Here is a 26,341-nt window from a genome sequence, read left to right as displayed (position 1 = left end):
AGATCCAGTCTTGTCGGCGGTTGTCGGACTCGGGAAGGATGCGTAATGCCGGACGGTGATCTCGTCCGGCAGCAGGCTTCAGGCTCGGACAAAGGACGCCGGATGACCCATGCCAGTCGGCCGACGGACCACCAGCGGATGGTGGCGGAGCTCGTCGAACGGCGGCTCGGCCGCCCCCTCGACCCCGACCTGAACTTCTTCGAGGCGGGGCTGGACTCCCTGGCCCTGGTCGAGCTGCACGACGAGATCATCGCCACCCTCGGCGTCGATCTGCCGGCGACCGCGCTGTTCACCCATCCCAACCTGGCCGCGCTCGGCCGCCTGCTCGCGCAGGGCGGCGCACCGGCACGAGCCGACGGCGGCAGGCGGCGGCCGGTGGCAGGCAGCCGCCGTGACATCCGCGCCCGCCTCCGGGAGGACGGCCGGTGACCACCCCCGAGCCCTTACCCAAGGCGGCGGCCACGCATCGGTCCACAAACGAGGCCGCCCTCACGCACACCTCCTCCACCCACACCAGCCTCGACCCCACCCCCGAGACCGGGTCCGAGACCGGGTTCGAGGGGGCGCTTGAGCCTGAGAGGCCGGTCGCGGTCATCGCGCAGGGCCGGTTCGCGGACCAGTGGGACGCGGTCGAGGAGGCGGGGCATGATCCGGCGGCGCAGGCTGTCGGGGTGTTCGACGGGGTGCGCAAGGCGTGTGCCGCGCTGCTGGCGGGGGAGTGCGAGCTGGCCGTCACCGACAGCGCCGAGGTCGAAGGGCTCACCGGCACGCTGGTGCTGCGCCTGCTCGACCGGGCGCTGCTCGACGGCGACACTGTCCACCGCGTCATCTGGCCGGACGACCTGGCGGTCGAGGACGGCTACCCGCCCGTGCACGTTCCCGCCGACGAGAGGCCGCGCGTGGTGGTGTGGTCGGGCCGCACCCCGCAGGAGGCGGACGCGGTACGGCGCACCCTGGCGGGCTTCTTCGCCGGCCTGCGCGAGAACCTTTTCGCCGACGCCGTCGGGACGCTGCAACGTGGCAGGGCGGTGCACCCGGTACGTGGAGCGGTGGTTTGCGAGAGCGCTGCCGAGGCTGCCGCCGCCCTGACGGCCGAGGTCTCCTACGGCCCCGCCACCTCCGCCCCGGTCGGTTCGGGCTCCGTTGGTTCCCCATCGCCAGGCTCCGGCCCGGCTTACTCCGGCGCTGTCATTCCGGGTGCGGTGTCAGCCGAGCTGGCGGCGGCGCTGTACGGCGTGGAGCGGGTCTTCACCGAGACCGTGGACGTCTGCGCGGAGGCCTTCGAAAAGCATGGCCACGAACTGTCCGCGGACTGGACCGGCGACGCGGCGGCCTTCACGTCCGCCTACGCCCTGACCGCCACCCTCGCCGGCTGGGGCGTCACACCGATGGTCACGCGCTCGCTCGATGAGCTGGTCGCCGACGTGGTGCGGGGAGCCGAGACCGGCTGGGACGATCGGCAAGAGCCGACCGGGGCAGGGGTCGAGGGGCCGGGGCCGACCGCGGCAGGGGGCGAGGGGGCCGGTGGCGGTGGGTTCGTGTGGGGGCGGGATCGGCGGGAGTTCATGGCGGCCGTCGCCCGGCTCTGGGTGGACGGGGCGCCGATGGACTGGGCGGCCATCGAGCCTGACCACCCGTTGCAGCGTCTCCCGATCCCAAGACCGGGTGACGAGCTGCCGCCGTCGATGGAGCCCACGCGTCCGCTCACAGCCGTGCCGTACTCCTTCTGGGTTCTGGAGCAGCTCGCCCCGGCCAGCGGTGTCTCCAACCTGGCCGTCGCGTTCAGGACGCGTCAGCCGCTCCGCCGCCTGCCGCTGCAAATCGCGGTGAACCGCCTGGCCAAGCGGCATCCCGCGCTCCGGCTCAGGTTCCCCGTCGTGGGTGGCGCACCGGTCAGGCATCTCACGGCGCCGCAGGACGCGCAGCTCAAGCTCGTGACCAGGCCCACGACCGAGGAGACGCTGGTCGCCGACCTGCAGGACTTCCTGGACGAGCCGTTCGACCTCGGCCGCGACCTGCTGGTCAGGGCAGGCCACTTCACCCTGCCCGATGGAGAGGGGAGCGTCGTCTGCCTGGTCGGCCACCACATCGTCATCGACGCGCACTCCATGCAGCTGCTGGTGGAGGAGCTGGGCCGCTTCTACGACAGTCAGACGGGTCACGATCCGCTGCCCGCCGAGCTGACCGGCACCGCCCCGATGCTGGAGCCCGGCACCCCGTCGCAGGAGTCGCTGGACTACTGGCTGGAGCGGCTCGACGGCGCGGACCCTGCCGCCATGGTGCTGCCCGGCAGCAGGCACTCCCCGTCCAGCCCGACGTTCGCAGGACACACCTGCTCGTGGCAGGTCGACGAGGAGACCGTGAGGGCCCTCGACGAGCTCCGGACGCGGCTGCGGACGACCGGCAACATCGTGCTGGCCACCGCGTTCCTGCTGACGTTGCGCGGCCACGGGGCCGGGCCCGACCTGGTGGTGGGCATGCCGGTCAGCACCAGGACCGCGGCGCAGCGCGGGCACGTCGGCTACGGCGTCAGCACGCTGCCGCTGCGGGTGCGCGCCGAGCTGGACGAGGACTTCGGGCAGGTCGCCCGACGCGTCGAGGAGGCCTGGGCGGAAGGTGTCGAGCACGCCGACGCGTCGGTGGAGGCGGTGCTGACCCGCCGCGGGCACGGCACCGACGACTGGCGGGTGCCGCTGTTCCGGCACATGTTCAACTACCGGCCGTGGAGCGACGAGCAGGTGCGCGTCCGGGGCGAGGTGCCGGGCTACATCGAGGACCTGTTCGACCGCAGCCGTCTCGACCTGCAGGTCATCGCCGTGCAGGAGCCGGACAGGCTGACGATCAGGGCATGGCACAGCACCGAGGTGCACGACGAGGCGGAGATCGAGGCGTTCGCGGCCCGGATGGCGTCGGTGCTGCGGCGGGCAGCGGCGGGAGCGGTGGCCGACGTGCTGTCCCCGGCGGACCGGGCGCTGCTCGACCAGGTCAACGACACCGCGCACGCGTGGCCCGACACGCTGCTCTCACGGATCGGCCGAGGCACGTCGCTCGCCGTCCCGGAGGGGGCGCGCGAGGTCGTCTACGGCGAGCTGCCAGGCCAGGCGGTCGCCGTCCGGGAGGGGGCGCGCGAGGTCTCCTACGGAGAGCTGCTCGGGCGCGCCGCGGCCGTTCGCGAGCTCCTCCACGAGCGAGGGGTACGGCGGGGCGACCTGGTGGCGCTGGGCCTGGACCGCTCGGCCGACCTGGTGGCCGCCGTGCTCGGGACCTGGCAGGCGGGGGCGGCGTTCCTGCCGCTGGACGTCCACCAGCCGGAGATGCGCCTGTCGTACCAGGTGTCGGACTCCAGGGCCCGGCTGGTGATCACCGGTGTGGACAAGCCGGAGTGGGCGGGCGACACGCCCGTGGTGGCCATGCCGGAGTCGGCGGCCGTCCCCCGGGAGCCCGAGCACGGAGAGATCGCGTACGTGATCTACACCTCAGGCTCCACCGGCAGGCCCAAGGGCGTCCAGGTCACCCACGCCAACCTGACGAATCTCGTGCTCGACTTCGCCCGCCGGCTGGGCGAGCCCCGCTCGGCGCTCTGGTCCACCACCCCCTCCTTCGACATCTCGTGGCTGGAGCTGTTGCTGCCGCTGGCCGGCGGCGGCACGGTCGTGGTGGCCTCGGACGAGGACCAGCTGCAGCCCCGCAGGTTCCTGGAGCTGGCGGGGACGGTCGAGGTCGTGCAGGCCACGCCGACCGCCTGGCGGCTCATCGCGCCCGAGGCCGGAGGGGAGCTCGCAGGGCGCACCGTCCTGTGCGGTGGCGAGCCGATGCCGGCCGCGCTGGCCAGGGATCTGCTCGCGCTCGGCTGCCGGGTCTTCAACGTGTACGGACCCACGGAGACCACCATCTGGTCCACCGCCGCCGAGCTGCTGGAGCCGGTGGGCGACCCGGTGCCCGCGGGCGCGCCGCTGGCCAACACCACGATCTTCATCCTCGACGGTGACGGCCGCGAGACGCCGCCCGGCGTCCCCGGAGAGCTGTGCGTCGCGGGCGACGGGGTGAGCGCCGGCTATCTCAACCGGCCAGAGCTCACCGCGGAACGTTTCGGGCGGCACGAGCGCCACGGCCGCTTCTACCGCACGGGCGACCGGGCCAGGATCCGCCACGACGGCGTCCTCGAGCTGCTGGGCCGCGACGACCGGCAGGTCAAGCTCCGCGGCCACCGCATCGAGCTGGGCGAGGTCGAGGCGATCCTGCACGAGCACGAGGCGGTCCGGGTGGCCGCCGTCGTCCTCGACGGCGACCCGCAGACCGACGGACGGCTGGTGGCCTTCGTCGAAGCCAACCGGCAGGACCTGCGCGAGGAGCTCTGGCGTTTCGCCAGGACCCGGCTGCCGGACTACGCGGTGCCCACCGGGTACGTCTTCGCCGACCGCCTCCCCACCACCGCCAATGGCAAGATCGCCTACCTGGAGCTGGCGGTGCCGAGGGAGGAGCGGAGCACCCCGTCGGAGTCGGGCGAGGGGCTCGTGCGGCAGGTCGTGGCGCTCTGGCGGGACGCGCTGGACCGCCCGGGCCTCGGCCCGCACGACAACTTCTTCCTCAACGGCGGCCACTCCGTGCTCGCCGTCCGCCTGATCGCCCCGCTCGAGGAGCTGGCCGGCCGTTCCCTGTCGGTCAGGGCGGTCTTCGACCACCCGACCGCCGCCGAGCTGGCCGCCCACCTGGGAGGCACCCGATGACGCCATGGTTCGTCCAGGTCAAGGAGGGCGAGCGGGCGCTGGTCACCTTCCCGCACGCCGGTGGGGGACCTTCCTCGCTCAACGAGCTGGCCGCGCACTTCCCGCCCGAGGTCGGCCTGTGGGCGGTGAACCTTCCGGGCCGCCAGGCGAGGCTCGCCGAAGCGCCGCGCACCGATCTCGGCGGGCTGGTCGACGACCTGGCCCGCGATCTGGCGGGGTGGCGCGAGCCGTACACGCTGTTCGGGTACTGCAGCGGCGCGCTGCTGGCCTACCTCGTCTGCCGCCGGGTGGTGGAGCTGGGCGGCGCGCCCGAGCGGCTGGTCGTGGCCTCGTTCGCGGCACCGGACGTCGCGCCGCTGCTGCGCCGGCTGCCCTCGCTGCCGTCGTGGCTGTTCTGGGAGCAGCTGATCGAGCTCGGCGGTGTGCCGCCCGAGCTGGCCGAGCGCGAGGCGCTCTGGCCCGTGCTCGAGCCCGCGCTGCGCGCCGACTTCGGGCTGCTCGCCGGCTACCGGCACCGCGTCGCGCCGCCGCTGCCCATCCCCGTCACGGTCTTGTACGGCACCCGCGACGGCTCGCTGAGCAGGGGCGGCCTGCTGGGCTGGCGCAGGCACAGCGCGCGCAGGCCGGTGCTGCGCGCGCTCGACACCACCCACTGGCTGGCCGAGGAGGCCCCTGGCCCGCTGGCGGCCGTGATCGTTGAGGAGATGGGATGCGCCTCGGTTACAGCATGAGCTATTGGGGCGGCGCGGGCCTCGGCCCCGCCGACCACCTCGCGCTGGTTCGCGAGGCGGAGGCGCTCGGCTACGAATCGGTGTGGGCCGCCGAGACGTACGGCACCGACCCGGCCAGCCTGATGGCCTGGATCGCCGGACAGACCGAGCGGATCGCGCTGGGCACCGGCGTCCTGCAGATGTCAGGGCGCAAGCCGGTGGTCGCGGCGATGACGGCGGCCACCATCGACCAGGTCTCGGGCGGTCGGGCCAGGCTCGGCGTCGGCGTGTCGGGGCCGCAGGTGGTGGAGGGCTGGCACGGCGAGCGCTTCGACCGGCCGCTGGCCCGCGCCCGCGACTACCTGGAGGTCGTACGGCTGGCGCTCGCAGGCGCCCCCGTGAGCTACAGGGGCGAGACGCTCACGCTGCCGCTGGCCGAGAGCGAGGGCAAGGAGCTGTCGCTGGCCGTCTCGCCGGTGCAGGAGCGGCTGCCGGTGTACCTGGCGGCGATGGGTCCCAGGACGATCGCGCTGGCGGGCGAGCTGGCCGACGGCTGGCTGGCCATCCATTTCCCGCCCGAGCACCTGGCCGCGATGCGGGCGCAGCACCTCAAGGGGCGGGACATCGACGTCGCGCCGATGCTGCTCACGCTGGTCGAGGAGGACCAGGAGCTGGCCTACGACATGATGCGGCCGATGCTGTCCCTCTACCTCGGCGGCATGGGCTCGCGGCGCACCAACTTCTACAACCGGCTGGCCGCCTCGCTCGGCTTCGAGAAGGAGGCGGCCCAGCTGCAGGAGGCGTTCCTGGACGGACGGCAGGGCGAGGCCATGGCCATGCTGCCTGACGCGCTCATCGACGCCATGACCCTGTGCGGCCCGGCGGGCAAGCTGCGCGAGCGGGTCGCCGCCTACCGCGAGGCGGGCGCGACCACCCTGATCGTCGGGCTGGTCACGCCCACCCGCCGGCTGCGCAGCAGGCAGCTGAGGCTCATTGCCCAGCTGGTTCGGGCATCTGCTTGAGCTTGGCCAGCGGCGACCACGCCATCGCGGCGATCGGCACCAGCGCGCCGATCGTGATGATCACCCACAGTGCCGGCCTGATCCCCACCGCCCCGGCCAGCAGGCCGGCGCCCAGCGCGCCCAGCGGCGCGGGGATCAGGCCGAGCGAGTAGATGGAGGCCACCACGCGGCCCTGCAACTGCGGCGGCGTGATCGTCTGCACGAGCGTGGTGTTGGTGACGAAGAAGACCTGCGCGGTGACGCCGCTGACGACCTGTGCGGCCACCAGCATGCCGACCTTCAGCCAGATCTCCCCTGTGGCCAGCGGAATGAGGAAGAGCGCCACGTTCCCGTACACCATCGACCAGACGAGGACCCCGCCGACGGAGTAGCGCTTCATCACGCGTACGGCCAGCAGCGCGCCGAGGATGGCGCCGACGCCGCCACCGGCCAGAATGCCGCCGAACCAGGCCGCGGGCACGCCCAGCTCGCGGATCACGTACAGCGCGTAGATGGAGTTCATCGCGCCCAGGATGAACAGCGAGAACACCGCCGAGGAGATCGCCAGCGGGCGGATCAGCGGATGCTTCATCACCCACAGGACGCCTTCCCAGATGGCCTTGTGGATCTGCCGTGCCGTGGTGTCGTCGGCCTCGGGCCGCGACTCGGGCCGCTTGATCAGCGCGACCGCGATGGCCGAGGCCAGGTAGGACACCGCGTCGACGACCAGCAGCACGGGTGCGGCGATCACCTTCAGCAGCGCCGCGGCCACACCGGGGCCGAGGGTGTTGGCCAGCGACTCGGTCAGCTGCAGCTTGGAGTTGCCCTCGAGGAAGTTCTCCGGCGGCACCAGGAACGGGAAGTAGCTGCGGTAGGCGACCTGGAACATGGTCCCGAGCAGCCCGATCAGGAAGATCACGACGTACAGCCAGACGAGCGTGAGCATGTCGGCGAACCAGGCGATCGGGATCAGCATGAGCAGCACGAAGCGCGCCACGTCGGTCCAGATCAGGATGGGCCGCTTGCGCACCCGGTCGGCGAGCACCCCGAACAGCAGGAACAGCACCATCGGCGCCCGCAGCAGGAAGCCGACCACCCCCATCTCCTCCTCGGAGGCGTTCAGCACGGTGACCGCGATGACGGGGATCGCGAAGTAGGTGACGTACGACCCGAGCTGCGACAGGCTCTGCCCGGCCCATAACCGGAGGAAGTCGGCGTTGCGCCACAGGGTGGACTGCTCACTGGTGGGGGATGCCATGGTCCATCCACTTTCTGATATTCGCGGCCGCACCGGCGACCAGGGGTTCGTACAGGATCGGGACGCGCTCCTCGGGGATGGGCGCGTGCGCGAGCCGGCCCTTGACGACCGAGGGCCACTCGCCGTCCTCCGGCCGGGGCGCGAAGAGCGCGACGTCGCCGTCGTAGGGCTCGTGACGGAAGCCGCCGACGGCGTGCGCGTTGGCCCTGAAGACCGCGAGGTAGCGGCGGGCCTGCTCGACGTCGGCGGTGTCGGGGGCCAGCCGGTTCGCCGCGGACGCCGCGCCCATGACGGCCAGCAGCCGCTCCTCGGGAGGCAGCTCGGCCAGCTGGTCCGGGTCGAGCCCCAGGGTCTCCTCGGGGCCGCCCGCGAGCGCGTGGAAGAGCAGGACGGTGTCGTCCTCCAGCGAGGCGGGGGCCACCGGCTCCTCGGCGTTGGCGTACATCAGCACGACCAGCGGCACCTCCTCGCTGCGCTCGCGCAGCCGACGGGCGACCTCGAGGGCGATGTTGCCGCCGATGCAGAAGCCGCCCAGCACGTACGGTCCCCGCGGGCGGATCTCGAGCAGGTCGTCCACGTAGGCGTCGGCCATGTCGGCCAGCGAGGTGTGCGGCTCCTCGCCGGGCGCGAGGCCGCGGGCGGCGATCGCGTACACCGGCTGGTCGGGGCCGAGCCGCCGGGCCAGGGGGTGGTAGCGGAACACCTGGCCGCCCAGCGCGTGGATGAGGAAGATGGGCGTCCTGTCGCCCTTCGCGTTGAGCGGCACGACCCGGCTCGCGGGGGCCAGGTCCTCCGGCTGCCTGAGCACGTCGGCCAGCTCGTGGATGGTCGGCGCGGACAGCACGGCCGCCACCGGCAGGTTCCTGCCGAGCTCGTGCCTGATGCGGGCGGCCAGCCTCAGCGCGCTGAGCGAGTGGCCGCCGAGCTCGAAGAAGTCGTCGAGGGCGCCCACCGCGGTCACGTCCAGGACCTCTTCGAACAGCACGGCCAGGCGGGCCTCGATCTCGTCGCGCGGCGGGACGTACGGCCGGCCGCTCGCGGGCTCGGGCGCGGGAAGCGCGGCCCTGTCCAGCTTGCCGCTGGTGGTGAGGGGGAGGGCGTCGAGCGTCACCCAGACGCGCGGGATCAGATGGTCGGGCAGGCGGGAGCGCAGCCGCTCGCGCAGCTCCTGATCGGGCTCGCCGACCACGTAGGCGACCAGGTACTGGTCGTGCGCGGTCACCACGGCGTCCAGGATCGACGGTTCGGACCGCAGGACGGCCTCGACCTCGCCCGGCTCGACCCGCATGCCGCGGATCTTGACTTGGAAGTCGGTGCGGCCGAGGTATTCGAGTTCGCCGGTGGGGAGCCAGCGGGCGAGGTCGCCGGTGGCGTAGAGCCTGGTTCCCGTGCCGTAGGGGTCGGGGACGAAGCGTTCGGCGGTGAGCGCGGGTCTGTTGAGGTAGCCGCGGGCCACCTGGACGCCGCCGATGTACAACTGCCCCGGGCTGCCGACCGGGACCGGCCGCATGGAGTCGTCCAGGACGTGCAGCCGCGTGTTGTCCACGGGGCGTCCGATCGGGACGACGCTCTCGCCCTGGACGTACGGGTGCCAGGAGACGTCGACCGCGGCCTCGGTCGGGCCGTACAGGTTGAAGACCTCGGCGTCGGGCACGCGGGCTGCCACGTCGGCCGGCAGGGCCTCGCCGGAGCAGATGACTCTTTTCGGCGGTCGGATGTCTTCTTCGAGGAGGAAGGCTTCGAGCATGGAGGGGACGAAGTGGGTGGTGGTGATGCCTTCGGTGGTGATCAGGTCGCGGAGGTAGGCGGTGTCGCGGTGGCCGCCGGGTTTGGCGATGATCATGGTGGCGCCGGTGATGAGGGGCCAGAACAGTTCCCATACCGAGACGTCGAAGGTGGTGGGGGTTTTGTGCAGGACGCGGTCGTGGGGGGTGAGGTGGAAGGTGGTTTGCATCCAGTGGAGCCGGTTGACGATGGCGCGGTGGGAGACGCCGACGCCTTTGGGTCTGCCGGTGGAGCCTGAGGTGAAGATGACGTAGGCGAGCTGGTCCTCGTGCACCTCCGGCAGGGCGGTGTCGTCGGATCCCTCGAAGCCGGTCAGGACGATGCGGGCGCCGGCGTCGGCGAGCATGCCTTGGCGGCGTTCCTCAGGGTCGGCCGGGTCGAGGGGCAGGTAGGCGCAGCCCGCGGCGAGCACGCCGAGCAGCACCACCGGCAGATTGAGCTCGCGTTCCATGCGGACGCCGACGGGCTGGTCGGGGCGGGCTCCCGCCTTCCGCAGGTGTGCCGCCACCGCCCGTGCCCGCTCGGCCAGCTCGCGGTAGGTGAGCCGGTCGCCCTCGTACACCAGCGCCGTCGCGTCGGGAGTGCGTTCGGCCTGCTCGAAGACCAGTCCGTGCAGTGTCCCGCCGGGATGCTCCCGCCCTGTGGCGTTCCACTCCGCGATCGCCGCGGTGTCCTCAGGGGAAGGGCCCGCCTGACCGGACAGCGCCCGCACGTACAGGTCGCGGTAGCGCTCGACCTGCTCAGCGGGGAACTGGGTGGTGTCGTAGGAGATGGTCAGCGACAGGCCATGGCCGGGGGTCCTGATGAAGGCCGCGCTGAACGCCAGGTCGGTCTGCTCGAAGAAGTCCTGGTCCTCGATGGTCAGGTCGGCGCCGCCGTACACGTGGAAGTCGCGGAAGTCGACGTGCGCGTCTAGCAGCGGCGAGCGCCCGGCCGCGCGCTGGATCTCGAACAGCGGGTACTGGCGGAACGGCAGCAGCGCCACCTCCGCCTCGAACACCCTGCGCACCAGCCCCGGCGAGTCCGCGCGCAGCCGCAGCGGGACCGTGTTGAGGAACAGGCCGAGCACCTCGTCGCCCGCGTCGCTCTCCGGCCGGCCGTGCGTGAGGACGCCGGTCAGCACGTCGGGGTCGCCGGTGACCAGGTGCAGCACCCGCAGATGCGCCGCGATCAGCACCGACCGCAGCGGCACCCGTTCCCTCGCCGCCTGCTCGTCCAGGTCGGCGACCAGGCCGGGGTCGAGCGGCGTGGCCAGCACCCCGACCGCGCGCGGCCCACCCCTCGGGTAGCCGGGCATCCTGGGCAGGCGGCCGTCCGGCGCGTCCGCGACGACGTCCTGCCAGAAGCCCGCGGCCTCCGGCGAGGCCACGAGCTCCTTCTCCACCGCCACCAGGTCGCGGAAGCGGGCGCCGGGTGGCTCCACCGGCAGCCCCGGCGTGCGGTAGCGCGCCAGCAGCTCGTTGACCAGCGCGGCGACGCTCCAGCCGTCGAGGATCGCGTGGTGGAAGTAGACGGTCAACGCGAACCGGTCGGCCTCAGGGCGCACGTGCACCTTCAGCAACGGCGGCGCCGACCAGTCGAACGGCCCGTAGCCGGGCGCGGTCGCGGCCACGGTCAGCGGGATCTCCGCGTGGTCGTGCACGAGCTGGACCGGCTCGCTGAAGGTCGTCAGGTCGAACGAGGTCCGCAGCGCCTCGTGCCGCGCCGTCACCTCGCCCAGCGCCCTGACCAGCGCCGCCTCGTCGAAACGGCCGCGCAGCGTGAGCGTGGTGTGGTCGTGGAAGGTCACGCCGTCCAGCTCGCTGTGATACAGCATCCCGGCCTGCAGCGCGGTCAACGGGTAGGCATCGACGATCATCCGATCAGCCTTTCTCGGTCCGCGGGGCTGAGCAGGGCGAACGCTCCCGTTTCAGGTTTCCGTACGGCTTCGCGCGGGCGCAGCACGGCGGCCAGCTCCGCCACAGACTGGTGCGTGAACAGCTGCTGCAGCTTCACGTCGTAACCCGCCGCGCGCAGCCTCGCCACCACCTTGAGACTGCGGATGGAGTCGCCGCCGACCGCGAAGAAGGAGTCGTGCCTGCCGGCCCGTTCCAGCCCGAGCACCTCCTGCCAGACGCGTGCCACGGTTCGCTCGGCGTCGGTGTCGGGCGGTTCCCACGGCAGGTCGGCGCGCTGCTCGGGAGCGGGGAGCGCGGCCCGGTCGAGCTTGCCGTTCGGGGTGAGCGGCAGCGTCTCCAGGCGCACCCACGAGGTGGGGATCATGAACTCGGGAAGCACTGCGCGCAGATCAGGAACGTCGTCATCTCCGACCAGGTACCCGACGAGGCGGCCGTCGACCAGCCTGGCGGCGGCCTGCTTGACGCCTGGCTGTTCGCGCAGCACCGCCTCGACCTCGCCGAGCTCCACCCGCATGCCGCGGATCTTGACTTGGAAGTCGGTGCGGCCGAGGTATTCGAGTTCGCCGGTGGGGAGCCAGCGGGCGAGGTCGCCGGTGGCGTAGAGCCTGGTTCCCGTGCCGTAGGGGTCGGGGACGAAGCGTTCGGCGGTGAGCGCGGGTCTGTTGAGGTAGCCGCGGGCCACCTGGACGCCGCCGATGTACAGCTCGCCCGGCGCTCCGATCGGCACCGGCTGGAGCGACTCGTCGAGCACGTACAGCCGCGTGTTGTCCACCGGACGGCCGATCGGCACGACCGTCTCGCCCGGCAGGCAGTGATGCCACGAGACGTCCACGGCCGCTTCCGTCGGGCCGTACAGGTTGTGCAGCTCGGTGCCCGCCGGCCACTCCAGCCCTGCGGGCAGGGCCTCGCCGGAGCAGATGACTCTTTTCGGCGGTCGGATGTCTTCTTCGAGGAGGAAGGCTTCGAGCATGGAGGGGACGAAGTGGGTGGTGGTGATGCCTTCGGTGGTGATCAGGTCGCGGAGGTAGGCGGTGTCGCGGTGGCCGCCGGGTTTGGCGATGATCATGGTGGCGCCGGTGATGAGGGGCCAGAACAGTTCCCATACCGAGACGTCGAAGGTGGTGGGGGTTTTGTGCAGGACGCGGTCATGGGGGGTGAGGTGGAAGGTGGTTTGCATCCAGTGGAGCCGGTTGACGATGGCGCGGTGGGAGACGCCGACGCCTTTGGGTCTGCCGGTGGAGCCTGAGGTGAAGATGACGTAGGCGAGCTGGTCCTGGTGGACGTCGGGCAGTGTCGTGTCGCGGTGGTCTGTTGGGAGGCCGGTCAGGACGATGGTGGCGCCGGCGTCGGTGAGCATGCCTTGGCGGCGTTCTTCGGGGTCTGCCGGGTCGAGGGGCAGGTAGGCGCAGCCGGCCGCCAGTACGCCGAGCAGGACGACGGGTAGGTGGAGTCGGCGTTCCATGCACACGCCGACGGGCTGGTCGGGGCGTGCTCCTGCGTCTCGTAGGTGGGTTGCCACGGAGAGGGCTTGGTCGGCCAGTTCGCGGTAGGTGAGCCGGTCGCCCTCGAACACGAGGGCTGTGGCGTGGGGGGTGCGTGCGGCCTGCTCGAAGACCAGTCCGTGCAGTGTCCCGCCGGGATGCTCCCGCCCTGTGGCGTTCCAGCGGGACACCACCAGCTCCCGCTCCTCCCGCGGCAGGAACTCCAGCTCGCCCACCGGCACCTCGGGCCCGGCCACGACCGCCCGCAGCAGCGCCTCGAACCGCCGCGCCAGCCGCTCCACCGTCTCCGGCAGGAACAGCTCGCTGTTGTAGACGAACCGTCCCGTCAGCCCTTCGCCGGCCTCGGTGACGTACAGCTCCAGGTCGAATCGGGTGGTCGTGGTGTCCAGCGCGAACCCCTCGCCGCCATCCCGGTAGTTCTGCAGCGCGAGCAGCACCTGCAGCTGCGGCCTGCTCACGTCGCGCACCGGATCCAGCTCCGCCACCAGCTTCTCGAACGGCAGCTCCTGATGCCCGTAGACCTCCAGGGCCACATCCCTGGTACGGCGGAGCAGCTCGGCGAACCCCGGATTCCCTCCCAGCCTCGCCCGCATCGGCAGCAGGTTGACGAACAACCCGACCACGGCCTCGAACTCCGGCCTGCTCCGCCCGGCCACCGGCGAGCCCACCACGAAGTCGGCCGCCCCCGACCACCGCCCGAGCAGCACCTGGAAGGCGGCGAGCAGCGCCATGTACAGCGTCGCCCCCTCCTGCTGGGCCAGCTCGCGCAGCCGTGCCGTCACCCGGGCGTCCACGGCGAGATCGCACCAGCCGCCCTTCAGCCCCTGCACGGGCGGACGCGGCAGGTCCAGCGGCAGGTCCAGCGGCGCGACCCCGGCCAGCTCCTCGCGCCAGAACGCCAGATCGCGCTCGAGCACGTCGCCGGTCAGCCGCTCCCGCTGCCACAGCGCGTAGTCGCCGAAGCCGATCTCGGGAGGCGGCCCAGGATCGTCGAGCAGCTCGCGCAGGATCAGGTCGGCGGACCAGCCGTCGGTCACGATGTGGTGGGCGGCGACCAGGAGCGCGTGGTCGTCGGGGGCGAGCCGTACCAGGACGGCGCGCAGCAGCGGGCCGGTGGTCAGGTCGAACGGGAGCGCGAGCTCGGCGCTGAGGAGTTTCCTCGCCTCCTGCTCCGAGGCCGCGTCCACGACCCGCAGCGGCACCCGCGACGACGCGGCGACGCGCACCTCGGGCCGACCGTCGGGCCCTGCGGGGAAGGTCATCCGCAGGCTCTCGTGCCGCGCCACCGCGGCGTCGAGGCGCTCCCGCAGCAGCGCCACGTCGACGGGTTCGCGCAGGCGGGCGGCGGCGGGCAGCACGTAGGCGCCGGTTCCGGGGGCGAACTGCTCCATGAACCAGAGCCGCTCCTGCGCGAACGACAGCGGCGGCGCCACCCCCGCAGGCCGGCGCGCGATCGGCTGCTCGGTGTTCAGCCCGGACACGGCCTTGCGGAAGCGCGCCTCGAGCCTGGCTCGCCGCTCATCCACGCCCGCTCGCCTCCTCGTACTCGGCCTCGGCCAGCCGTTCCAGTGCGGCGGCCAGGCCGCGAGGGGTGGGGTGGGTGAAGGCGAGCTTCAGCGGCACGTCGAGGTCCGCGGCGGCCGCGATCCTGGCCGTGGTCCTGGTGGCCAGCAGCGAGTGGCCACCGAGCTGGAAGAAGTCGTCCAGCACGCCCACCCGCTCCAGCCCGAGCACCTCGGCCCAGACCGCGCACACCAGCTCCTCCGCGGCCGTCGCGGGCGGCTCGTAGCCGGTGGCGGCGTGCCGCTCGGGCGCCGGCAGCGCGTCCTGGTCGACCTTGCCGCCGGGCGTCAGCGGGATCCGGTGCACCAGCACGATCGCTCCCGGCACCATGTGCGGCGGCAGCTCCGCGCCCAGGTGCTCGCGCAGGGCGGCCTCCAGGTCAGGACCCCCGGCCGCGCCTGGCACGGCGTAGGCGATCAGAGCGCCGTCGCGGACCACCACGGTCGCCTGGGCCACCGCCGGATGCGACAGCAGGCAGGACTCGACCTCACCTGGCTCCACCCGGTAGCCGCGCACCTTCGCCTGCCGGTCGAGCCGGCCCAGGATCTCCAGGCGGCCGTCCAGCCGGAAGCGGGCGCGGTCGCCCGTCCGGTAGCGGCGCGTGCCGTTCGGTCCTGGCAGGAAGCGCTCGGCGGTCAGGGCGGGGGCGCCGCGATAGCCGCGGGCCACGCCCACGCCGCCGATGTACAGCTCGCCCGCGACACCCGGAGGGACGGGGCCGCCGTCGGGGGCGAGCACCTCCAGCGTCGTGCCCGACAGCGGGTGGCCCACGGTAGGCCGCCGCACGGACTCCGCCGGGTCCAGCTCGGCGGCGGTCGCGATGATCGTCGTCTCGGTGGGGCCGTAGCTGTTGACCAGGCGGGCGTCCGGCGGTCCTGACGCGTACCAGTCGGCCAGGGCGGGGCCGGGCAGCGGGTCGGCGCCGAGGATGAGCAGCCGGAGCCCCCGCGGCCAGGCGGCGCCGGAGGCGAGCAACTCCTGCCAGTAGGAGGTGGGCAGGTCGATGACGGTCAGCGCGGCCCCCGCCGGGGTCTTCAGGAAGTCCGGCAGCGGCTCGTCCGGGCACAGGACCAGCTCGGCCCCCGCCGCCAGCGCCGGGTAGATCTCCTCGGCGTGCGTGTCGAAGCTCGCCGACGCGAACTGCAGGACGCGGTCGCCGGGGCCGACGCCGTACTCGGCCCGCATCCAGTCCACCCGCGCGGCCAGCGCCTCGCGCGGCACCTCCACACCCTTGGGACGTCCGGTGGAGCCCGAGGTGTAGATCACGTACGCCGGTGTCCTGGGATCCGCGGCGTGTCCCGCGACGTCCTCGCCAGGCTCGCCGAGCGAGAGCGTCGGCAGGTCGCACTCCAGCAGGCCGTCCTCCGACAGCAGCGCCTCGGCCCCGGAGTCCCGCAGCATCCACCGCAGCCGTTCGGCCGGGTAGGCGGGATCCAGCGGCAGGTAGGCGCCGCCCGCCTTGCCGACGGCCAGCATCCCGGCGATCAGCTCCACCGACCGGCGGGCGCACAGGCCCACCACCGTCTCCGGTCCCACGCCTGCCGCCACCAGCCGTCCCGCCAGCCGGGAGGCGAGCGAGGACAGCTCGGCGTACGTCACGGCCCGCGAGCCCTGGGTGATCGCGATCGCGGACGGCGTCAGCCGTACCCGTTCCTCGAACAGCGCGACCACGTCACGCGCCGCCTCGACGGCGGGCCCGCCCTCCGGCAGCCGGTCCTCGGGCAACGGCATCGCGGTTCGCAGCGCCGACAGCGGCGCCGTGGCGGAGTCGGCCACGGTCTCCAGCACCCGCTCCCACCTGCGGAGCAGCCGCACCGCCGTCTCCTCGTCGAACAGGTCGGCGGCGTAGGACAGCATCGCGTACAGGGTGCCGTCGCGCTGGGTGACGTCCAGCATCAGGTCGAACTTGGCCTGCGACGCCCCAGGGTCGAACACCTCCACCTCGATGCCCGGCAGAGGCAGCGCGGAGGCGTCCTTGTCCTGGATCACGAACATGGCCTGGAACAGCGGCGTCGTGCTCAGGTCACGCCGCACACCCAGGTCGTTGAGGAGGCGCTCGAAGGGGATGTCCTGGTGGGCGAAGGCGTCCAGGACCGTCGCCTTGGTCCGGGCGAGCAGGTCGCGGAAGCTCGGATCGCCCGACAGGTCACCGCGCAGCACCAGCGTCTCGGGGAAGAAGCCGACGACGTCCTGCAACTCGGGCCGGTCGCGCCCGGCGATCACCGAGCCGACCGCGACGTCGTCCTGCCCTGAGTGCGCCCACAGCAGCGTCTGGTAGGTGGCCAGCAGCACCATGAACAGCGTGCAGCGCTCGTCGCGGGCCAGCCGTTCCAGCCGCGCGGTCAGCTCGGCGCCGATCCTGCGCACCTTGTAGTCGCCGCTGGGCGTCCGCAAGGCCGGCCGCGGCCGGTCCACGGGCAGTTCGAGCGGCTCCAGTCCGGCCAGTTGCGTGCGCCAGTAGTCGAGGTCGCGCTGCGAAGGCTCGCGGGAGCGCTGCCAGGCGGCGAAGTCGCGGTAGTCGAGCGACGGCTCGGGCAGGTCCGCCCGGCCGCCGCGCAGGGTCGCCGCGTAGCAGCCGACCAGCTCGCCGAGCAACAGCTTCAGCGACCAGCCGTCGGCCACGATGTGGTGCAGCACGAGGCAGAGCACGTGGTCGGTCGCCGACAGCGCCAGCAGGTGCAACCGCACCAGCGGCCCCGCCGCCAGGTCGAACGGCGTGTTCGTGAGCTCGGCGACCAGCGCCGTGGCCCGCGCCTCCCGCTCGGCCGCGGGGACGTCGCCCAGGTCCACGACCACCGGTTCGAGCTTCATCGACGGCTCGACCAGCTGCACCGGCCTACCCTCGTCGGCGGGGAAGCGGGCCCGGAGCGTCGGATGCCGCGCCACCAGCGTGTCCAGGGCGTCCCCGAGCGCCTCGATCGAGAGCCGGCCCCGCAGCCGCTGCACCATGAACATGTTGTAGGAGGCGTCGGACGGATCCAGCCGCTGCAGGAACCACAGCCGCTCCTGCCCGTAGGACAGCGGCGCGGGGCCGTCCGGGTCCGGGCGCGGCGGGATGCCCGCCGCGCGCACGGGCGCCTGGCGCCGGAGCTTGCGCTCCAGCGCCGCGCGCTGCTCCGGGCTCAGCCGCGCCAGCCGTCCCCGCATGTCGCTCATGCGTCCGCATCCTCCACAGGGTCCTCCGCCAGCAGCGCGTCCAGTTCGGCGTCGCCGAGCTGCAGTTCCAGTACGGCCAGCGCCTGCTCGGCCACCGTGGTGAGCTCGAAGCAGACCCGCAGGTCCATCTCGATCCCGTAGACCTCCCGGTACCGGGTGACCAGCAGCACCGCCAGCAGCGAGTGCCCGCCCAGCTCGAAGAAGTCGTCGTCCACGCCCACCCGGTCGCGGCCCAGCAGCTCGCCCCAGAGCGCGCACAGCTCGGCCTCGAGCGGCGTGCCAGGCTCGGTGTAGGCGGTCCCGAGGTCGGTACGGCCAGGCCCGGTGGGCGCGGGCAGCGCGCTCCGGTCGAGCTTGCCGCTCGGCCCCAGCGGGAACTCCTTCACCTGCACGAACGCCTGCGGCAGCAGCGGCGGCGGCAGCTTGCGGGCCAGCGTGGTGCGCATGACGTGGGCCAGCTCGTGCGGCTCGCCCGTCCAGTCCACGTACGCCACCAGCCCCCGCCCGCCGGGCGCGTCGTCGCGCAGCGCCACCACGGCCCGCCGCACGCGCGGGTCCTCGGTCAGCACCGCCTCCACCTCGCCGGGCTCGACCCGCCAGCCGTGCACCTTCACCTGGTCGTCGATCCGGCCGAGGAACTCCAGCTCGCCGTCCGGCCGTAGCCTGGCCAGGTCGCCGGTGGCGTACAACCGGGAGCCCGGCGGGCCGTACGGGTCGGGCACGAAGCGCTCGGCCGTCAGCTCCGGGCGGCCCGCGTAGCCGCGGGCGACCTGGACGCCGCCGATGTGCAGGTGGCCCGGCACGCCGACGGGCATCGGCTCCAGCCGCGCGTCGAGCACGTGCAGGCGGCAGCCGGGCATCGGGCGGCCGATCGGCAGCGTGCCGCGTCCTTCGACGTCCTCGCACTTCCAGGCGGTGACGTCGACGGCCGCCTCGGTCGGGCCGTACAGGTTGTGCAGCTCGACGCCGGGCAGCCGCTCGAAGAAGCGGGCCGCCATCCGCGGTGTCAGCTCCTCGCCGCTGCAGACCACGCGCTTCAGCGACGTGCACGACTCGATGCCGGCCTCCTCAAGGAACAGCGCCAGCATCGAGGGCACGAAGTGCATCGTGGTGACCGCGTGCCGTTTGATCAGGTCGCGCTGGTGGTTGGGGTCGCGGTGACCGCCTGGCCGTACGGGGACCAGGCTCGCGCCCTGGACCAGCGGCCAGAAGAACTCCCAGACCGACACGTCGAAGCTGGTCGGCGTCTTCTGCATGACCACGTCGGACGGCGTGAGCCCGAACCTGTCCTGCATCCACGCGAGCCGGTTGACGATGCCGCGGTGGGAGTTGACCACGGCCTTCGGCCTGCCGGTCGAGCCGGAGGTGTAGATCAGGTAGGCGGCGTCGTCGGGCCCGGTGACCGGGTCCAGGTCGTCGGACGGCTCGTCGAAGTCGTCCTCCAGGAGCACCGGCTTGACCGAGCCGCCCGGCAGCGCCTCCCGCAGGTGCCGCTGGGTCAGCAGCACCCTGGCGCCGCTGTCGGCCAGCATGAACGCCAGCCGGTGCCGCGGGTACTCGGGGTCGAGCGGCACGTACGCGCCGCCCGCCTTGAGCACCGCGAGCAGCGCCACGACCAGCTCGGGCGAGCGCTCGGCGCAGACCGCGACCGGGTGGCCACGCTCGACCCTGATCTTCCGCAGCCAGCGGGCCAGCCGGTTGGCGCGGGCGTTCAGCTCGGCGTAGGTCAGCGTGGTGTCGCCGAAGACGACGGCCGGCGCGTCGGGCGTGGCCGCCGCCTGCGCCTCGACCAGCGCGGACAGCGTGCTCTCCGGCCGCTCCAGCTCGCCGCCCTCGCCGAGCGCGAGCACCCGCTCCCGCTCCTCCGAAGTGAGCAGCGGCAGTGCCTTCACCGCCTGGTCGGGGTCGGCGACCGCGGCCTCGACCAGCGTGCGCAGCTGGTCGTCGAACCGCTCGATCGTCTCGGGGTCGAACAGGTCCTTCGCGTACTCCAGCCGGGTGTGCAGCCGGCCGTCCCGCATGTTCAGGTCGAGCTGGATGTCGACCTTGGCGGTGCCGTTGGCGATCTGCCCCTCGTTCGTGCCGATCGCCAGGTTGAACATCACCTGGTAGATCGGCGGCACGCTCAGGTCCCTGGTCGGCTGCAGGTCCTCCACCAGCCGCTCGAACGGCAGCTCCTGGTGATCCAGCGCCTCCGCCACGGTGGCGCGCACCCGGGTGGCCGCCTCGCGGAAGCTCGGCGAGCCCGACAGGTCCACGCGCAGCGGCACCGCGTTGACGAACATCCCGATGACCGGCTCGGTCTCCGGCAGCAGCCGCCCGGCGATCGGCGTGCCCACCACGATGTCGTCCACGCCCGACCAGCGCGACAGCACGGCCGCGTAGGCGGTGAGCATCACCGTGAACAACGTCGTGTTGAGGTCCTTGGCCAGGCGCTCCAGCCGGGAGCTCAGCTCGGGGGAGTAGACCCCGAGCCGCATCTCTCCCCGATAGGTACGGCGGGCCGGACGCGGCCGGTCACCCGGCAGCCCCAGGTCGGCGGGGATCCCGGCGAGCCTTTCCCGCCAGTGCGCCAGCTCGGTCTCGAGGAACTCGCCGGTCAGGCGGCCTCGCTGCCACACCGCGAAGTCGGCGAACTGGATCTGCAGCTCCGCCAGCTTGGGCGCCCTGCCCTCGCCGATCGCGTCGTAGCACTCCTCCAGCTCGTCGACGAAGATCATGCTGGAGACGCCGTCGAACACCGTGTGGTCGAAGACGATGACCAGCCGCAGGTCGTCGTCGGCCAGCCGGACCTGCCTGGCCCGCCACAGCGGCGCCTGCTCCAGCACGAACGGCGCCGCCGCGTCGGCCCTGGCCAGCCGCTTCAGCTCCGGCTCCCGCTCGGCCTCCGGCAGGTGGGTCAGGTCGGTCTCGGTCACCCTGGCCGGTGGCGCCGAGCCGGTGACGATCTGCGTGACCTGTCCGTCCCTGAACTCGAACGTGGTCCGCAGCGCCTCGTGCCGCCGCACCACCAGGTCAATGGCCTGCTCCAGGCGGCGCGGATCCACCGGCTGCCTGGCGGTCATCGGCATCAGCATGCCGATGTTGTAGACGGCCAGATCCGGTTCGAAGCGGGCCAGGAACCACATGCGCTCCTGGCCGGAGGATGCGGGGAAGGCGTCGCTCACAGAACGCCCCCTCCGTCCATGGCCTCACGCAGGCTCTTCGGCCGCATGTCGGTCCAGACCTGCTCGATGTGGGCCAGGCACTCGTCCTTGGTGCCGGAGAACCCCGCGTCCCGCCAGCCGGAGGGATTCTCCCTGCCCGCCGGCCAGATCGAGTACTGCTCCTCGTCGTTGAGCACGACCTTGACGTCGCTCACTGCTCGCTCCTTCGCGGAAGCCGTGGGATGGTCTGACCGGCCGGTTCGGCGGCGGGGGCGCGCCTGGCCTCGTCGATGAGCGCCGCGACCCCCGCCACCGTCGGCTCCTCGAACAGGCTGCGCATGGGCAGCCGCACGCCCAGCTCCTTGCGGATGAGGGCGATGAGCTGGACCGCGATGAGCGAGTTGCCGCCCAGCTCGAAGAAGTCGTCGTCAATGCCGATGTGCTCGCCGCCCAGCACCTCGCCCCAGAGCCTGGCGATCGTGGTCTCCACCTCGCCGCGCGGCGCGACGTACCCTTCGCCTGGAGACCTGGCCTGCCGGTCGGCGACGGCCGCGGGGTCGAGCTCGGACTCGACCGTCTCCTGCGTCAGTGATCCGACCCCGGCGATCAGCTCGGCGACCGGCGTGGCCGCCACCACGACCTGCGGGCCGAGCGGCGCGGCCAGCAGCCTGCGCAGCGCCTGCGCACCTTCGGCCGGCCTGATGCCGACGGCGTCCTCGGGGGTGGCCACCGTGGTCCCGGCGCGCTGCGAGTCGGCGTTGGCCACGACACCCGCGACCACGGCGTCGGTGTCGATGCGGCGCAGCACGTAGTCGAAGATCTGCACCAGCACGGTGCCGTCGGGCGCGATGAGCGTCACGTCCACGGCCAGCACCTCGTCGGTGTCGCTGCCGGTGATGCGCAGGTGGCTCCAGAACGCCTCGGGCAGGCTGCCCCGTACGGTGATGCGGCCGTAGCCGAGCGGCAGGTAGTGCCCCTCGACCTCCACCCAGCTGAAGGAGGTGGCGCTGTCCAGCAAGGCCGGATGGAGCACCCACCTGTCCAGGTCCTCCAGCACCACGTCGTCGGCCTCGAACAGGCCGAGCGCCTCGTGCTGCCCGATGTGCGCGCTGCTCAGGTTCCTGCCCCAGTGTGGGCCGAGAGTCAGCAGCCCCGACAGCGGCACCCCGCCCTGGCCCTCGGGCGACGCCACGCAGCGGTCCATGATCGTCCGTAGGTCCACGCGGTCGACGGCGCCCGGGTTCACCTTGGTGGCCACGCCACGGGCGTGGGTGCGGTGGGAGTCGCCGACGATGCTCTGCACCTGGAACTCGGCGCCGTCGGACTCGGGCGTGAACATCACCCGCACCTCGGCGGTCGCACCGTCGGCCACCGACATCGGCTCGACGAAGACGACGTCCCGCAGCTCCATCAGCCCGTCGCCGGGGAGCACCGCCTCGGCGGCGGCCCTGGCCAGCTCGACGTGACCGGTGCCGGGCAGCACCGGTACGTCGGAGATGCGGTGCTCGTCCAGCACCCAGTGGGACTGCGGGGTCAGGGTGCCGCTGCACCAGTCGAGGCCCTCGCCCTCGTGCCTGGCGGTGATCACGGGATGGTCGACGGCCTTGATCCGGTCGCCGCGCTGCAGCGCGACGAACCCGGCCGGCGCCGCCGTCTCCGCGGCCATGCCGACTTCCAGCCACTTGCCCCAGTTCACGCTGACGAGCTGGGCGGCGTTCCAGCCTTGGCCCGCGCGGGCGTGCGCGTCGAGGAAGTTGTTGGCCGCGCAGTAGTCGATCTGCCCGAACCCGCCGGCCACCGCGGTGATCGACGAGCAGAGCACCACCGCTTCGAGCTCCAGCTCGCCGAAGGCGGCCTGCAGCGCGAGCGTGCCGAGCACCTTGGGCCGCAGCACCGCCTCGGCCGCCTGGCGCTCCTTGACCTCGGCCATGCCGCCGCCCGGCAGGCCCGCCGCGTGCACGAGCACGTCCACCCGGCCGAACGCGGCCAGCGTCTCGTCCCTGACCCGCCGCATGTCGGCGGCGTCGGTGACGTCGGCGGCGAAGCACAGCACCTGCGCGCCCGCCTCCTCCATCCGGCGGATCGCCGCTGCCGCCCTGGCCTCGCGCGCCGAGCGCGGCGGTCCTTCCGGCAAGCCGCTGCGGGACAGCAGCACCAGCCGCACCCGTGCCCGTGCGGCCAGGTCCTCGGCCAGCGAGATGCCGATGCCGCCCAGGCCGCCGGTGATCACGTACACCTGGCCGTCGCGCGGCTCGCCCGGCTCCTCGGCCACCTCCAGTTGCTCGTAGCCGAGCAGCCAGCGCCGGCCGCCGCGCAGCCCGACCGGAGCCAGCAGCCCCGCCTCGCCAGGCTCGGCCTCCCTGCCCAGCTCGGCCGCCGCGACCCTGACCCAGCCGGTCCCCGCGACGTCGATCTGCCGGACGCGCAACCACGGCGTCTCCAGCGGCACCACCCGCGCGAACGCCGCGAGCGTCGCGTGCTCAGGCCGCGTCAGGTCCTCGCCGACGACGTCCATCGTCCCCGAGGTGATCAGGTCGAGCTGGACACCGGCCGCGGGCTGCGCCGCGGACAGCGCCTGCACCAGGGAGAGGACGCCGAAGAACCCGCGCTCCTGCGCCTCCCACGTGTCCTGCGCGCCTGCCACGGCCCACGCGTGGACGACCCGCTCGGGCACCTCGCCGACGGCCTCCAACAGCGCGTCGTAGTCCTCCCGTACGGCCGGCCGTACCGTGAACCGGTCGCCGTCGGCGGTGAAGCCCGTGCCCTGCCGTACCTCCAGCACCTCGGCCCCCGACGCGCGCAGCGCGGCGGCCAGCGCGGCCGAGTCGTCGTCCACGAACGCCAGGCACCGCGTCACCGGAGCGGGACGGGACGGCCCTGGCGGCGCCTGCCGCCAGACCGGCACCCCGTACCACTGCTCGGGCGGCAGGTTGCCGCGCACGTGCTGCGGCCTGGCGACGCCACCGACCCACGCGCCTTGCGGGTCGGGGTCGATCCAGGCGCGCTGCCGCTCCCACGCGTAGCCGGGCAGCGAGACCCGATAGCCCGGAGCACCGAAGTCGCCCAGCTCGACGCCGTTCACCCACAGCGCGCCCACGGCCTGCGAGAACACCTGAACGTCCCCGGCCTTGTCACGCGGCCCCGGCAGCGACGGCAGCGGGCCCACCGCACCGGCCGGCAGCTGCGCCTTGGCCAGCCCGGACAGCTGCCGCCCAGGCCCGCACTCGATCATGATCCACTCGCCGTCGGCGATCAGGTTCGCGACGCAGTCGCCGAAGCGCACAGGCTCGCGCACGTGCCTGGCCCAGTACGACGGGTCGGTGGCCTCTGCCGCGGTGATCCACGTGCCGCTCACGTTCGACAGGAACGGCAGGCTCGGCGCGCTCAGCTCGGTCGCCGCGACCAGCGCGCGGAACTCGCCGAGCATCGGCTCCATCATCGCCGAGTGGAAGGCGTGCGAGGTGCGCAGCGCGGTGCAGCCGACGCCCTCCTCCTCCAGCATCTCGGCCAGCTCGCGCACTGACGCCGAAGGCCCGGCCACCACGCACGTGCCAGGACCGTTGACCGTCGCCACCGACACGTCGTCGGGCAGCAGCGGCGCGATCTCGTCCGGCATGAGCTGCACGGCCAGCATCGACCCGGTCGGCATGCCCTGGATGAGCCGCCCGCGCGCCTCGACCAGCCGCAGCGCGTCCTGCGGCGTGAACACCCCCGCGACGGTCGCGGCCACGTACTCGCCGATGCTGTGGCCGATCATCGCCGCGGGCTCGACGCCGAGCGAGAGCCAGAGCCTGGCGAGCGCGTACTCGACGGTGAACAGCGCCGGCTGGGTGAGCGAGGTCTGCCGCAGCCGCTCGTCGGCCTCCTCGCCGGTGGCGAAGATCTGCTCCCTGACGTCGAGGATCGCCGAACACTCGTCGACGGCCTCGCGGAAGACCGGCTCGTTCTCGTACAGCTCGGCCGCCATGCCGCCGTACTGGGAGCCCTGGCCGGAGAACAGGAACGCCACCTGCGGCGCCCGCTTCGGCCTGGATCCTGAGACGATCCGCTTGGGGTCGGTCAGCGCGGCGATCGCGTCGGCGGGCGAGGTGGCCACCACCGCGGCCCTGCTCTTGAGCTCGCGCCGCCCCACCCGCAGCGTGAACGCCACGTCGGCCAGCTCGGCGTCCGGGTGCTCGGCCAGGTGCGCGGCCAGCCGCTCCCGTGCCGCGGCCAGCGCGGCGTCGGTCCTGGCCGACAGCTTCAGCAGGTGGGCGGGCCGCTCGCGCGGGAGCGCCGCGCGCGGCGGCGCCTCTTCGAGTACGGCATGCGCGTTCGTCCCGCCGATGCCGAAGGAGCTGACGCCCGCGCGGCGGGGGAAGCCGTTGCGCTCCCACTTGACCGGCGTGGAGACCACGTAGAACGGGCTCGCCGGGAAGTCGATCTTCGGGTTGGGGCTCTCGTAGTGCAGCGTCGGCGGGATCAGCCCCTTCTCCAGGGACAGCACCGCCTTGATCACGCTGGCCACGCCCGCCGACTGCCCGAGGTGGCCGATGTTGCTCTTGACCGAGCCGATGCCGCACCACTGGGTGTCGCCCGTGTCCCGCGCGAACACGTTGGACAGCGCCGCCACCTCGATCGGGTCGCCGAGCGCTGTGCCGGTGCCGTGCGCCTCGACGTAGGTGACCGTGCGCGGGTCGACCCCGCCCACGCCGAGCGCCTGCGCGATGACCGCGGCCTGGCCGTCCATGCTCGGCGCGGAGAAGCCCACCTTGCCGGCGCCGTCGTTGTTGATGGCGTTGCCGAGCACGACCGCGCGGATGTTGTCGCGGTCGGCGATCGCCTCCGACAGCCGCTTCAGCACGATCACGCCACCGCCGCTGCCCCAGATCGTGCCGCCGGCGTTGGCGTCGAAGGGGCGGCAGTGCCCGTCGGGGGAGACGATGCCGTCCTGGTCGTAGACGTAGCCCTGGCCCTGTGGCAGGTCGAGCATGGCGGCCCCGGCCAGCGCCATGTCGCATTCGCCGTTGCGCAGCGCCTCGCACGCGATGTGCAGCGCCACCAGCGCGGTCGAGCACGCGGTGTGCACGGTGTAGCTGGGGCCGCGCAGGTCGAGCTTGTAGGAGGCGAGCGTCGCGCAGTAGTCGACGTGGTTGCCCACCATGATGGCCAGCCACCCGGCGTTGGCGTGCGCCTGGGCGTTGCTGCGGATGTTGATCCACTGGTAGAAGTCCGAGCCCGACCCGGCGTAGACGCCGATCTCGCCCGGGTAGCGGAACGGGTCGTAGCCCGCGTCCTCCAGCGCGGTGTGCGACAGCTCCAGGAACAGCCGGTGCTGCGGGTCGCGCACCTCGGCCTCCCTGATCGACATGCCGAAGAACGCCGCGTCGAAGCCCTGATGATCGTCCATCACCATGGCCGCGGGCACGAAGGCGGGGTCGGCCAGCGTGCTCTCGGACACGCCCAGCTCCCGCTGTTCGTCCAAGGTGTACGTGGTCAGCGACTCCACGCCGTCGGCGAGGTTGCGCCAGAACTGCTGCGCGTCACCCGCTCCCGGGACCCGGCATGACAAGCCGATGATCGCGATCGGCTCGACCGTGGGCTCCTCGTTCATGC

At 72.7% G+C, this 26,341-nt stretch carries 11 protein-coding genes; 4 read left to right on the top strand and 7 right to left on the bottom strand.

Annotation, left to right across the window (positions count from 1 at the left end):
* Window positions 1-102: 102 nt before the first annotated feature.
* From AB0B45_RS36840 to AB0B45_RS36825, 4 genes are read left to right on the top strand one after another with little or no spacing between them, the layout of a single operon-like run.
* Complete coding sequence (locus AB0B45_RS36840) at window positions 103-429, top strand: acyl carrier protein (protein WP_358140436.1); 327 nt, start codon at window positions 103-105, stop codon at window positions 427-429.
* Window positions 426-4,727 (top strand): amino acid adenylation domain-containing protein, encoded by a 4,302-nt coding sequence (locus AB0B45_RS36835; protein ID WP_358140433.1) that lies wholly within the window; start codon window positions 426-428, stop codon window positions 4,725-4,727. The genes AB0B45_RS36840 and AB0B45_RS36835 overlap by 4 nt, the downstream gene beginning before the upstream one ends.
* On the top strand, window positions 4,724-5,458 hold the full coding sequence (locus tag AB0B45_RS36830) for an alpha/beta fold hydrolase (RefSeq protein ID WP_358140430.1): 735 nt from the start codon (window positions 4,724-4,726) through the stop codon (window positions 5,456-5,458). Before AB0B45_RS36835 ends, AB0B45_RS36830 begins: the two co-directional genes overlap by 4 nt.
* Complete coding sequence (locus AB0B45_RS36825) at window positions 5,437-6,459, top strand: LLM class flavin-dependent oxidoreductase (protein ID WP_358140428.1); 1,023 nt, start codon at window positions 5,437-5,439, stop codon at window positions 6,457-6,459. Before AB0B45_RS36830 ends, AB0B45_RS36825 begins: the two co-directional genes overlap by 22 nt.
* Here AB0B45_RS36825 and AB0B45_RS36820 read toward each other — a convergent pair.
* From AB0B45_RS36820 to AB0B45_RS36790, 7 genes are read right to left on the bottom strand one after another with little or no spacing between them, the layout of a single operon-like run.
* Window positions 6,428-7,696: an MFS transporter gene (locus AB0B45_RS36820; protein WP_358140425.1), complete on the bottom strand. Its 1,269-nt coding sequence runs from the start codon at window positions 7,694-7,696 to the stop codon at window positions 6,428-6,430. The two genes, AB0B45_RS36825 and AB0B45_RS36820, sit on opposite strands and share 32 nt — an antisense overlap.
* Window positions 7,677-11,339, bottom strand: a complete 3,663-nt coding sequence (locus AB0B45_RS36815; RefSeq protein ID WP_358140422.1) for an amino acid adenylation domain-containing protein — start codon at window positions 11,337-11,339, stop codon at window positions 7,677-7,679. The genes AB0B45_RS36820 and AB0B45_RS36815 overlap by 20 nt, the downstream gene beginning before the upstream one ends.
* Window positions 11,336-14,407 carry an amino acid adenylation domain-containing protein gene (locus tag AB0B45_RS36810; RefSeq protein ID WP_358140419.1) on the bottom strand — a complete coding sequence of 1,024 codons (3,072 nt, stop codon included), beginning with the start codon at window positions 14,405-14,407 and terminating at the stop codon, window positions 11,336-11,338. Before AB0B45_RS36810 ends, AB0B45_RS36815 begins: the two co-directional genes overlap by 4 nt.
* Entirely contained in the window at window positions 14,400-17,600 is a 3,201-nt protein-coding gene (locus AB0B45_RS36805) for an amino acid adenylation domain-containing protein (protein ID WP_358140416.1), read from the bottom strand. The genes AB0B45_RS36810 and AB0B45_RS36805 overlap by 8 nt, the downstream gene beginning before the upstream one ends.
* Window positions 17,597-20,767: an amino acid adenylation domain-containing protein gene (locus AB0B45_RS36800; RefSeq protein ID WP_358140414.1), complete on the bottom strand. Its 3,171-nt coding sequence runs from the start codon at window positions 20,765-20,767 to the stop codon at window positions 17,597-17,599. Before AB0B45_RS36800 ends, AB0B45_RS36805 begins: the two co-directional genes overlap by 4 nt.
* Window positions 20,764-20,961, bottom strand: a complete 198-nt coding sequence (locus AB0B45_RS36795; protein ID WP_358140411.1) for an MbtH family NRPS accessory protein — start codon at window positions 20,959-20,961, stop codon at window positions 20,764-20,766. The genes AB0B45_RS36800 and AB0B45_RS36795 overlap by 4 nt, the downstream gene beginning before the upstream one ends.
* Window positions 20,958-26,339, bottom strand: coding sequence for an SDR family NAD(P)-dependent oxidoreductase (locus tag AB0B45_RS36790; protein ID WP_358140408.1), 5,382 nt, complete (start codon window positions 26,337-26,339; stop codon window positions 20,958-20,960). Before AB0B45_RS36790 ends, AB0B45_RS36795 begins: the two co-directional genes overlap by 4 nt.
* Window positions 26,340-26,341 lie beyond the last annotated feature (2 nt).

This window comes from Nonomuraea sp. NPDC049152 (assembly GCF_040648355.1).
Lineage (GTDB): Bacteria > Actinomycetota > Actinomycetes > Streptosporangiales > Streptosporangiaceae > Nonomuraea.
This window is presented reverse-complemented; position numbering and strand designations above follow the sequence as displayed.

Bases quoted from the DNA above. Each gene is read 5' to 3' on its own strand.
- AB0B45_RS36840 (WP_358140436.1), top strand. From the start codon at position 103: ATGACCCATGCCAGTCGGCCGACGGACCACCAGCGGATGGTGGCGGAG.
- AB0B45_RS36790 (WP_358140408.1), bottom strand. From the start codon at position 26,339: ATGAACGAGGAGCCCACGGTCGAGCCGATCGCGATCATCGGCTTGTCA.
- AB0B45_RS36805 (WP_358140416.1), bottom strand. From the start codon at position 17,600: ATGAGCGACATGCGGGGACGGCTGGCGCGGCTGAGCCCGGAGCAGCGC.
- AB0B45_RS36815 (WP_358140422.1), bottom strand. From the start codon at position 11,339: ATGATCGTCGATGCCTACCCGTTGACCGCGCTGCAGGCCGGGATGCTG.
- AB0B45_RS36820 (WP_358140425.1), bottom strand. From the start codon at position 7,696: ATGGCATCCCCCACCAGTGAGCAGTCCACCCTGTGGCGCAACGCCGAC.
- AB0B45_RS36825 (WP_358140428.1), top strand. From the start codon at position 5,437: ATGCGCCTCGGTTACAGCATGAGCTATTGGGGCGGCGCGGGCCTCGGC.
- AB0B45_RS36830 (WP_358140430.1), top strand. From the start codon at position 4,724: ATGACGCCATGGTTCGTCCAGGTCAAGGAGGGCGAGCGGGCGCTGGTC.